Genomic DNA, 11,081 nt, shown 5'->3' on the forward strand with positions numbered 1-11,081 from the left:
TATCTGCCTTTACTTGCTACTTGTAGCGTTTGCATCTTTGTTTAAGAAATTTGCGCTTAGGTCTTTGTCAGTTTCAACTGGTGCGCCAACTCCTATTTTAAGGAAGTTATTAACTATTATCTTATCGCCCTCTTCAAGGCCCTCAGTCACTACGACCATATCTTTTGTTTGGTAGCTAGTTTTAACATTTTTTTGGCCTACTTTGCCATCTTTTACGACTAAGACATAAGTGTTTGTAGCGCTTTGTTGAAGGGCGACTTGTGGGATGTTAAAGGCATTTTTTTGCACAAATCCACTCATCTTTATATGACCAAACGCGCCTGGCAAAATTTTACCCTCACTATTATCAAAGCTAGCCTTTGCCAAAACGCTGCCAGTTGCGGTATTTACGACATTATCTATAAATGTCACTTTGCCAGTGAAATCTTCATTGTTTAAATTTAAAACAGCCTCGCTATTTAGTTGCTGCCAAGCGCCACTATCTAAATTTGCTTTTCTGCTTAGATTATCCACGTCTGCGATGTAAAAGTCAGCTTCGATCGGATTTATCTTAGTTAGTCTTACAAGCTGAGTTTGGCTTGCTACTACAAGTGAGCCAACATCGACTTTATTATCGCCCACTACGCCGTCAAATGGAGCCACTATGCTTGTGTAGCCTAGATCTATTTTTGCACTTTTTAAATTTGCTTTTGCGCTTACTAAATTTGCATTTGCGATATCATAAGCTGCAACAGCTGCGTCGTAGTCTTTTTGAGAGACTGCATTTTTCTTATAAAGGGCAGAAATTCTTTTAAACTCAGTTTCGGCATTTTTTAAATTTGCATTTGCAACGCCAACAGCTGCATCAAGTGAGTCGTAGCTAGCTTGATATTTCTCTGGATCTATGAGAAATAGCTTCTCCCCAGCTTTTACCTTGTCGCCTGGCTTAAAAAACTGCTTTATGATCGTGCCGCCAACCTTTGGATAGATGATGACATCTTGGTTGCTAGTAACTGTGGCTGTGTAGTCAAAGCTAATAGGCACATCCGCCTTTTTAGCCACGAAAATATCAACATGAGATGTTGGCATCTGGCGGCCTGCAGCAGCCTTTTTGTCGCCACTTTCAAAGCAGCCAGAAAGCAAAAAAACGGCAGCTGAAAGCACAAGAAAACTTTTAAATCTCAACATAAAAACCTCTCTTAATTTTAAATTTTAATCCCAAGTTTAGTTTTGTAATTTTCATTACAAATTATAAAAGTCACTGACTATAACTAAATATAAATTAAAAGTCAATTCTACTTTTTAATGATGCCATTTAAAAATAGCTCAACACACAAAGCAACGTGCTCTTCACGCTCTTTTTTGCTTAGTTTTGGCTCCTCGTCTAATATGAGAGCGTTGTAGTAATGTGACCCCTTTACATTTTCTATAAAGCATTTTGCGGCAAATTTGGCTGGAAATTTTGGATTTAGCTGTGATTTTATCTCATCTCTTTCAAAGAAATTTATAAGCACAAGGTCGATCTTATTTAAAATTTGATCTAAAAATACCCTACCAAGTTTGCCACCATTTTTAGAGCTCTCGCTTATCATTATCCTGCCAAGTGAGATATTTTTCTTGGTGCAGATGATAGAAAAAATAATGGTTGCAAATTTGGTTAAAAACTCCTCCAAGCTGTGAGAAATTTTAAGATCTATCCTCTCATCGACCTCTTTTATAAGCGCATCTATCTCTTGCTCGATGATCGCTAGAAAAAGCCCCTCTTTGCTCTCAAAAAATGTGTAAATGCTAGCAAGCGAGCCGCCGCTTATCGCCACGATATCGCTAAGGCTTGTCTTTTCGTAGCCATTTTTTAAAAATAGATCAAGCGCTGTTTTTACGATGAGCTCGTATCGTTTTTTGCCTTTTTCTGATATCGCCATTTCACTTCCCACTAAATTTTCGTCATTTTATCATCTTTTAGGATAGATAAAAGTGCTAGCCCTTTGCACGCTGATAGTTGGCTCGTCAGTGGCGTAAGCTTTTATATTTATATGTTTTAAAAGATCTTTTTCGCTTGTGTTTTCATTTTTTGATTTTAGCGTGACGATGACCTTTTGCTTTGCGCCAGCTTTTAGCGTAAATGGCTTATTTGGACGAGAAATTTCTATGCTTTTATCATCTATCTCAAAGTAAAATTTATGATCCTTGCTTTGGGTATTTTGCACCAAAAATACATAAGAATTTTCAACCTCACCTTGATCTAAAACCTTGTAAAGCTCGCTAGTTCTATTGATATTTAAAAGCATGCTCTCTTTTTTGCCACTCATCAGCGCTGCAGCTACCAAAACTACGCACAAAATGACAAGATAAGCAACCGTTCTAAATCTAAAAATTTTCACCTTTTTATTTTCATTTTGAGAATTTATGCTTCTCCACTCTATAAGCGAGCTTTCGTTAAAATGCCCCATCACTTTAGCGCATGCGTCACTGCACTCAAGGCAGTTTATGCACTCAAGCTGCATGCCCTTTCTTATGTCTATATGCGTCGGGCATATCCTCACGCAGGCCTCGCACCCAGTACAAAGTGCGCCTTCTTCTTTTGGCTTTTTAAATTTCTCTTTGCCATCAAATATGACGCCACCTCGTTTTTGGTTGTAGATAACTTGTATCGTGTCGCTATCAAACATAACTGACTGCACTCTCGCATACGGACAAACGTAGACACAGAAATTCTCTTTTAAAATGACCACGTCATAGACTAGCCAAGCAGCGATACTAAGCCAAAATACAAGTAAAATTTTATGTTCGCTTGGATCACTTATATAGGCTAAAAATTCAAATGGCGGCACAAAAAACCACATGAAATTTGCAGCTATGATAAGAGCCAAAACAGACCAAATTCCAACAGCTAAAGCACGCTTTAAAATTTGACCTTGTGGCTCATTTTGTTTGTTTTGGATGTTTTTTCTGATCTTTAAAATTTTAGTCTGCAAAAGGTCACGAAAGAGCGTTCTAAAAATGGTCTGCGGACAGCTCCAACCGCACCAGATACGCCCTGCAAGCGTCGTTAGAAAAAATATGCTTAAAAACAAAGTGATAAACAAAAACGGCATCAAATATAGCTCTTGCATATCAAATTTTGTAAAAAATAGATCGACCCTGCTCTTATCAAAACTTAGCAAAAATAGCTGCGCGTCATTTATCCTAATAAATGGCAAAATAAATACAAATAACGTGATACAGGCAAAAAAAATGTAACGCCTCTTGGCGTAGCTAAGATGAAGATCCTTTGACATGGTGAGCCTTTTTGATTTTTTGTGATTATACATTAAAACCGCTTTAAACCCATTTTTGCCCCTTTTCTAAGGTATATTTTTGCAAATTTATTAAAGGAGCGTGCATGATTTCTAGACGTAAATTTATAAAGACAAGTTTAGCAGCCACAACACTAGCTGCTTTAAATTTAGAGGCGTCAGCGAATGAGCCAAAATGGGATAAGGAATTTGACGTACTTATCGTTGGTAGCGGACTTAGCGCAAATGTAGCTGGCATAGTTTTGGCTGAGGCTGGGCTAAAGGTAGCGCTGATTGAAAAAATGTCAAGACTTGGCGGTAACTCGGTCATTTCGCAACTTGACTTTGCCTGCGTTGGATCAGACGAGCAGATAAATGCTGGCATAAAAGACTCCATAGAACTTTTTGTCAAAGATCTAAACAAGGCTGGCAAGGGCTTTAACGATGTCGCTCAGTCTTTGCGTATAGCTGAAAATTCAAAACGATCGTATGAATTTGTAAAGGCAAGAGGTGTTAAATTTGCTAGCAAGCTAAAACATCTTGGCGGTCATAGTGTGGCTAGAAGCTTAGAGACAGAGGGCGGTGGTGGAGCGTTTGTTCAGACTTTAAATTCGCACTTTGAAAGTAAAGGCGGGGCAAGTCTTAAGCGCGTAAAGGCTGATGAGATTATATTTGACGAAAGCGGCAAGGTAGCAGGCTTAAAGGTGAGAGAAGAGTATAAATTTGATAAGAGCTTGGCTGATGATGATCTGCAAAATACAGCAGGCGATGTCAAATTTTACAAAGCAAATAAAGCTGTCATCTTTGCAAGTGGTGGATATTCGGCAGATAAGGCATTTAAAGCTGCTCAAAATCCAAGACTAGCCCTTGCCAAAACACCTTCAAATCCAGGTGCAACAGCTGGTGCTTTAAAGATGATGTTAGCAGTTGGAGCAACGCCTATCCAACTAAGTCTTGGCAGGTACTCTTTTGGTATCCCAACAGAAGATCTAGTCTTTTCAATGATAGTTGATGGTAAAAACTCAAAAAGATTTATGAATGAAGATGGCGACAGGCAGGGCTTATCAGATAAAATTTTAGAAAATATGCAAGATAACAGCTCAGATAAATTTGCAGTGATAATCTTTGATGAGGTTGGTTTTGGAAGCAGTCACGATCCAAAAAGGTTAAACAAATTTGTAGAAGATGGAAAGATGAAGAAATTCCAAAATTTGGACGAACTAGCAAAAGAATTTGGGCTAAATTTAGAGGTTTTAAACAGCGAGATCAAGCGATATAATGAAAATATAGAGAAAAAAGATGATAGTGACTTCAAAAAAGATCTAAGCAAGGTAAATCCTATCTTAAAAGCGCCATTTTACGGCATGCTAGCAGCTCCTGGCATAAGCTATACACCAGGCGGAGTCAGGGTTAGTTTAAATTTTGAAGTGCTAGGCTTAAAAGATAATATGCCTATTAAAAATTTATATGCCATAGGCGAAGCAACAGGCGGAATTCACGGCTATGCAAGGCTAACAAGCTGCTCTACACCAGACTGCATTAGCTCTGGTTTGATAGCTGCTGAGCATATCTTGAAAGCTTAAATTTATGAAAGTTAAACTATACTCACGGCTTATTTTAATCTGAAAGGTGGTGAGGACGTTGCCTGGTATTAAGGTACATCCTAACGAGTCATTTGACGAGGGTTACAGAAAGTTTAAAAAACAAACTGATCGTAACTTAGTCGTTACTGAAGCAAGAGCTAGACGCTTCTTTGAGCCTAAAACTGAGATCCGCAAGAAACAAAAAATTGCAGCTCGCAAGAAAATGCTTAAACGTCTTTATATGCTTAGACGCTACGAGTCAAGACTCTAAAACCAAGACAAAGAGGGCTTTGCTCTCTTTGTTTAACTCTTCTTTTAGCCTTATTTTTTTATAATCAAAGCAATTTTTTTATTTTATTTTAAACGGAAATCCGATGCAAAAGCTAGCTGTAAATGAAGCTGCAGAAATTTTAGGCATAACAAAAGAAGCAGTCTATAATAGAATCCGCCGAGGCTCGTTAAAAACAGTCATTGAAAATGGCACTAAATTTGTCATCCTTGACGAGGAGCCAAGTAGCGAAAAACCCACAAAAACCGCCCCAAAAAGCACAAAATCTAAATCCCAAAACGACGAGTTTGTAAGTTACTTGCTAAATGAGCTAAATGAGCTAAAGAGCTTAAATTTAAATTTGCAAGCCGACAAAGATAGGCTTTTTAAAGAAAAAGAGCAGATGCTCATCGAGCGAAAAAATGAAATTTTGCAAATTTATAAGGATAGAGACGAGAAGCTCATGCAGTTTCTAAACGCCATGCAAAGACCGCTTTTAGCACCTAAAAACGAAAGTGCCGCAAGCGAAGTGGCGATAGATGCGCAGATAGAGGACGAGTCAAAATGGATAAATTTAAGCGAATATCTAAAGGAGTTAAATTTAAAACCAAAAGCGACAAAAAAGATCAGTGAAAAGATAATAAAAGCGATACATCACTCCAAATTTATCAAATTTAAACGCGGCGTGATACTTGTTAGAAGACATAAAAATTTAAAAGAGTTGATAGGAGAGATATGAAACATATTAAAAAAATAGCTACTTATGCTGCGGTTGGAGGATTTGGTGCCATTATCATGGCTGGACTTGCTGGTTGCGGAAGCGACGATGGTGGTAATGAAAACGCACTAAACGAAGTTGCGCAAAAAAATGGCGCCTTTGTCATCATCGAAGAGAGCGCGCCTGGCGTTTATAAAATCTTAGAAGAGTACCCAAGTACCGAAACTAGGGTCGTGCTAAAAGATATGAACGGCACTGAGCGCGTGCTTAGCAAAGATGAGATCGATAAGCTTCTAGCGCAAGCAAACGCAAAGATCGACAACAACACTTCAAATTTGACAAGAACTAGCGACGCACAGCTAAGTAGCGGCGGGCTAAGTCTTGGCGAGACGATCCTTGCCTCAGCAGCTGGCGCGATACTTGGTAGCTGGATAGGCAGTAAGCTCTTTGGCAACCAAAATTTCCAAGCAAATCGCCAAAGCACATATAAAAATCCAAGTGCCTACACAAGAAGCGTCGATAGCTTTAATAAGCAAAAAGCGGCAAATTCTGCTGCAAGAAGCAGCGGTGGTAAGAGTGGATTTTTCGGTGGTGGCTCAAAGTCAGGCTCTAGCTCATCAAGTTTTGGAGGCTGAAAATGATAAATTTAAGAAAAATCACCCCGTTAAATAACGAATTTATGGAGAAAATCGGCTTTGCATGGCATACAGATAACGACAACAGCTCGTATATCGCAGATGAGATCGTGCAGGTAAGCGAAAAAGAGGCAAATGCCTACTACGAGGCGGCAAACGAGCTATATGATATGTATGTAAATGCCGCTCAGCACGTGATCGACAACAACCTTTTTCACGAGATAGGCATACCATTTAACCTTGTTGATATCATAAAAAATAGCTGGGAAAATGACGTTCACTGGCACCTTTACGGCAGGTTTGACCTAGCTGGCGGGCTTGATGGTAAGCCTATAAAGCTCATTGAGTTTAACGCCGACACGCCAACGGCAGTTTTTGAGACGGCGATCATCCAGTGGGCGATGCTAAAGCTAAATCACATGGACGAAGCAGCCCAGTTTAACGACCTTTACGAGTCGCTAAAGCAAAATTTCAAACGCCTTATCACGCTTGGCGACGAAGATGCGGACTTTGACGAGCTTTACGAGGGCTGGGGGATACTCTTTAGCAGCATCGCTGGCAGTATCGAGGACGAGCAGACCGTAAAACTTCTGCAATACATCGCAAAAGAGGCTGGCTTTAAAACAGACTTTGCCTACGTAGATGAGGTCGTTTTTGACGATAATGAGGGCATTTTTAAAGGTGAAGAAAATTTCGAGTATTGGTTCAAGCTTGTCCCTTGGGAGAGCATAGCGATCGATGAGGGCGAGCTAGCTCTAATACTCTCAAACATCGTCAAAAATCAAAAAGCTATTATCATAAATCCAGCCTACACGCTGCTTTTCCAAAGCAAAGGGATTTTAAAAATCCTTTGGGATCTTTATCCTAATCACCCGCTCTTGCTTGAGACCTCAAACGAGCCGCTAAAAGGTAAAAAATATGTGAAAAAGCCGGTATTTGGCAGAGAAGGTGCAAACGTCTCTATATACGATGAAAACGGCGCACAAATAGCAAGCAACGATGGCGAATACGACTCAAACAAAGCCATCTATCAAGAATTTTACGAGTTTAACCAAGATGAGGGGGGCGAGAGCTACCAAGCAGGCGTATTTTACGCTTATGAGGCATGCGCGCTTGGATATAGAAAGGGCGGTAAAATTTTAGATAACTATTCTAAATTTGTAGGACATTTCATTAAGGACTAAAGATGAAGATCGTTTGTTTAGATGCGGCAACGCTTGGAGAAAACGTTGATCTTAGTGTTTTTAAGAAATTTGGCGAGTTTATCAGCTACCAAAAGACTAAGAGCGATGAGGTCGTGCCTCGTCTAAAGGGCGTTGATATCGTCATCACAAACAAGGTTATCATCGACAAAGCCGTGATGGACGCGCTAAATTTAAAGCTTATCTGTATAAGCGCAACTGGCATGAATAATGTCGATCTAGAGCATGCAAAAGCTAAAAACATAGTCGTTAAAAACGTCGCTGGCTACTCAACAGCAAGCGTCGTGCAGCACACGTTTGCTTTGCTTTTTGAGCTAACAAATCGCATCAAATTTTATGATCACTACGTAAAGAGTGGCGAGTGGGTGAAGAGTGAAATTTTCACCTATCTTGGCGCAGATATCAGCGAGATCGCTGGCAAAGAATTTGGCATCATCGGACTTGGCGAGATAGGACGCGGCGTGGCGGCGGCAGCGCGTGCATTTGGCGCAAACGTGAGCTACTACTCGACAAGCGGAGCAAATAAAAATAGCGAGTTTAAGCAAAAAAACCTAGATGAGCTACTAAGAAGCAGCGACATCATCAGCATCCACGCACCGCTAAATGAAAAGACTAGAAATTTGCTAGGCGCAAACGAGATAAATTTGCTAAAAGATGATGCGATAGTGCTAAATTTAGGACGTGGCGGCATAGTCGATGAAGCGGCGATGGCAAGGGCGATAGATGAGAGAAATTTACGCTTTGGCACCGACGTTTTAGAAAGCGAGCCAATGAGCGAAAATAGCCAATTTTTAAATGTAAAAAACAAGGAAAATCTACTAATCACCCCGCACGTAGCATGGGGCAGTTTGGAGGCTAGAAAACGGCTGATCTCGCTCATAGTTAAAAATATAGAAGAATTTATAAAAGGATAGAAAATGGCAAGCGAACATAGCTTTGATATAAGTGCTGAGGTCGATATGATGGAGGTTAAAAACGCTCTTGAAACGGCTAAAAAAGAGATCGCTGCGAGGTATGACTTTAAGGGGCTTGCGGCTGAGGTAGAGCTAAATGAAAAAGAGAAATTTATCACGCTTCTTAGCTCAAGTGATAACAAGATCGACGCGCTAAAAGACATCGTGATCTCAAAGCTCATCAAGCGCAACATCCCACCAGTGGCGATCACAGAGACAAAAAGAGAGCCAGCAAGTGGGGGGAATTTAAAGGCGACGCTAAAGCTAAACGATACGCTTGATAGTGAAAACTCAAAAAAGATTACCAAAGCGATCAAAGACTCAAAGATCAAGGTAAGTGCGCAGATCAGGGGCGAAGAGATCAGAGTGACAAGCAAAAGCATAGACGATCTGCAGGAGTGTATAAAGCTCGTTAGGGGGTTGAACCTAGAGCTTCCGATAGGCTTTAAAAACCTAAAATAATGGCTTCTCGTGAGCGCTTTTAAATGAGCTAGAAAAATTCTCGCTTCGCAGGCTATATCGCATATTTTCGCTTTATTATGCGTCGTTGATTCAAATTTTTGCTCGGTCATTACCAGCTCGGTAACTCCCGTCACAAAAATTTAAATCGCCTCGCCTAATTTTGCGAAATAATCGTATGGTTTTTGTGGTGAAATCTTGCAGACTTGCAGGCTAAATTTGCGAAATCGTCGGACGGTTTTAGTATTAAAATTTAGTAGGTTGCTGGGCTAAAATTGTGAAATTTATCTGATTCGTGGGTGAAATTTCGCCTTATCGTTTTATTTAAATTTGATCTATCTAAATTCTAAAAAGGAGTAAAAATGGGCTTTTTTGAGAAAATACTTGGTAAGCAAATAGACCTTGGCGAGCAGATGCCGATCTATTTTGTAAGTAGCGACGAAGACTATATGCAGCGCGCATTTGAGCAAGCTCGTGAGAGCTTTAAGTATTTTTGGCGTGAGCTTTACTGGGAGCGCCGCAGGATCACACCTATGCTTGATTATGCGATGGTAAAAATTTGCTTTTTAGATGTCATAAATGGCGAAGAGGTGGGCGAGCACATGTGGGTAAATGACGTTGAATTTGACGGAGAGACGATATATGGCACGCTCGTAAATGAGCCAGATAGCGTGCAAAACGTCAAAGTTGGCGATCAAATAAGCGCAAAATTTACCGATATGAGCGACTGGCTCTTTGCGATAGACGGACGTGCTTATGGTGGCTTTAGCGTGCAGGCGATGCGCTCACGCATGCAAAAAGATGAGCTAGCCGAGCATGATGCGGCTTGGGGGCTTGATTTTGGCGATTTTAAAGATATTTTGGTGGTTTTCGAGCAAAAAGAGCATCCAGAAAATTTGATAGAGCATCCGATGAGCAAAAATATGCGCGGCCAGGTGGAGCATTATATAAAAGCGCATCCAAGCATGGTCGCAGACACCGACGAGCTTGGTTTTACGCAGCTTCACCATGAGGCACTTGCTGGAAATTTAACGATCGTAAATCTCTTGCTAGAAAATGGCGCTAGCAAAAACGCCCGCACAAAAAGTGGCAAAACCGCAGCTGAACTTGCTAAGCAAATAGGCTGGAGCGAAATCGCAAAGGTGCTTAGCTAGTTAAATTTGTAAATTTAAAGATGTTTTAAATAAAAAAGGTTTTGAAATATGAAAAGCTTTGAGAGATTAGTTGAAGATAAAAATAGAGTTATTAAAGATTGCGACGATTTTATTAATAAACTCAAGGAAATTTCGTTATCTAATGACAATGTTTTAAATTTAATTGATTTACTTTCTGCAAAAAAAGAAAAATATAAAGAATTAAAATATAATAATTATGAGGGAACAGTACTTTTCATAGAGAATATCGATGAAAAAATTTATAGACAAATTGTTTTATTGGAAAAACAGAATATAAAAGAGGTTAACCCTATATTAAAAAACTTTGATTTTGAATATAAAGATTATCAGAAACTAAAATTTATTTTGGAAAAATTAAAATTTATAAAAAATTATTATAAAAGTTTAATAACATTACTAGGCATAATACCATTCATAATATATTTTGTACTTAATAGAAACATAGGTTTCATTCCAGTATCTGAGAGTGGAGATATTTTTTCACTCCTTGTTTCACTAACTTTAGCTGGACTTAGTTTGTTGTTTATATTGTATCTTATGCCTATGTTGCAACTGTTTTTCTTATTTCAAATAAGAGACATTAAAGGGACAGGTATAATTTATGCTACATCTGTATTTTTATTTATTTTGTTTGTTTTTTTAGTAGGTTTCTTTAGTAAAACGGCAAATGAGTATATGATACTTACTTACTTTATATTAATAGAAATTATTATTGTTTTAATGATTGGGAGGCACTATAGATATAAAGATAGTTTTAATTCATATATGCTAATGGTTATTTACGCATTTATTTCTTTTGTATGTCCAATAATAATTTTTTTATTAATTTATAAT

General features: G+C 39.0%; 11 protein-coding genes and 1 pseudogene. 9 read left to right on the forward strand and 3 right to left on the reverse strand.

Features of this window, described 5'->3' with window-relative positions:
* Positions 1-9: 9 nt before the first annotated feature.
* The 3 genes from F3G76_RS04215 to ccoG all read right to left on the reverse strand — a co-directional run bounded on the left by F3G76_RS04215 (position 10) and on the right by ccoG (position 3,257).
* On the reverse strand, positions 10-1,167 hold the full coding sequence (locus tag F3G76_RS04215) for an efflux RND transporter periplasmic adaptor subunit (RefSeq protein WP_149706014.1): 1,158 nt from the start codon (positions 1,165-1,167) through the stop codon (positions 10-12).
* 107 nt (positions 1,168-1,274) lie between these two features.
* Positions 1,275-1,901 (reverse strand): TetR/AcrR family transcriptional regulator, encoded by a 627-nt coding sequence (locus F3G76_RS04220; RefSeq protein WP_149706015.1) that lies wholly within the window; start codon positions 1,899-1,901, stop codon positions 1,275-1,277.
* Between the two features lie 30 nt (positions 1,902-1,931).
* On the reverse strand, positions 1,932-3,257 hold the full coding sequence (ccoG, locus tag F3G76_RS04225) for a cytochrome c oxidase accessory protein CcoG (RefSeq protein WP_149706016.1): 1,326 nt from the start codon (positions 3,255-3,257) through the stop codon (positions 1,932-1,934).
* A 104-nt stretch (positions 3,258-3,361) separates the two neighbouring features.
* Between ccoG and F3G76_RS04230 the strand changes: the two genes are divergently transcribed.
* The 9 genes and pseudogenes from F3G76_RS04230 to F3G76_RS10445 all read left to right on the forward strand — a co-directional run.
* Positions 3,362-4,837 (forward strand): FAD-dependent oxidoreductase, encoded by a 1,476-nt coding sequence (locus F3G76_RS04230; RefSeq protein ID WP_149706017.1) that lies wholly within the window; start codon positions 3,362-3,364, stop codon positions 4,835-4,837.
* 58 nt (positions 4,838-4,895) lie between these two features.
* A complete protein-coding gene (rpsU, locus tag F3G76_RS04235) occupies positions 4,896-5,108 on the forward strand; it encodes a 30S ribosomal protein S21 (RefSeq protein ID WP_009294994.1) in 213 nt (70 codons plus the stop codon).
* A gap of 103 nt (positions 5,109-5,211) precedes the next feature.
* Positions 5,212-5,844, forward strand: coding sequence for a DNA-binding protein (locus F3G76_RS04240; protein WP_107855910.1), 633 nt, complete (start codon positions 5,212-5,214; stop codon positions 5,842-5,844).
* Positions 5,841-6,458 carry a UPF0323 family lipoprotein gene (locus F3G76_RS04245; protein WP_004318051.1) on the forward strand — a complete coding sequence of 206 codons (618 nt, stop codon included), beginning with the start codon at positions 5,841-5,843 and terminating at the stop codon, positions 6,456-6,458. Before F3G76_RS04240 ends, F3G76_RS04245 begins: the two co-directional genes overlap by 4 nt.
* Positions 6,459-6,460: 2 nt before the next feature.
* Positions 6,461-7,642 (forward strand): glutathionylspermidine synthase family protein, encoded by a 1,182-nt coding sequence (locus F3G76_RS04250; RefSeq protein ID WP_107855909.1) that lies wholly within the window; start codon positions 6,461-6,463, stop codon positions 7,640-7,642.
* A gap of 2 nt (positions 7,643-7,644) precedes the next feature.
* Positions 7,645-8,574, forward strand: coding sequence for a D-2-hydroxyacid dehydrogenase (locus F3G76_RS04255; RefSeq protein ID WP_149706018.1), 930 nt, complete (start codon positions 7,645-7,647; stop codon positions 8,572-8,574).
* Positions 8,575-8,577: 3 nt separating this feature from the next.
* A complete protein-coding gene (locus tag F3G76_RS04260) occupies positions 8,578-9,075 on the forward strand; it encodes a YajQ family cyclic di-GMP-binding protein (RefSeq protein ID WP_149706019.1) in 498 nt (165 codons plus the stop codon).
* 359 nt (positions 9,076-9,434) lie between these two features.
* Positions 9,435-10,226, forward strand: coding sequence for a DUF2314 domain-containing protein (locus F3G76_RS04265; RefSeq protein ID WP_149706020.1), 792 nt, complete (start codon positions 9,435-9,437; stop codon positions 10,224-10,226).
* 48 nt (positions 10,227-10,274) lie between these two features.
* Positions 10,275-11,081: pseudogene (locus tag F3G76_RS10445) on the forward strand (hypothetical protein); the annotation flags it as partial.

The organism is Campylobacter concisus, assembly GCF_902460575.1.
GTDB lineage: Bacteria > Campylobacterota > Campylobacteria > Campylobacterales > Campylobacteraceae > Campylobacter_A > Campylobacter_A concisus_AW.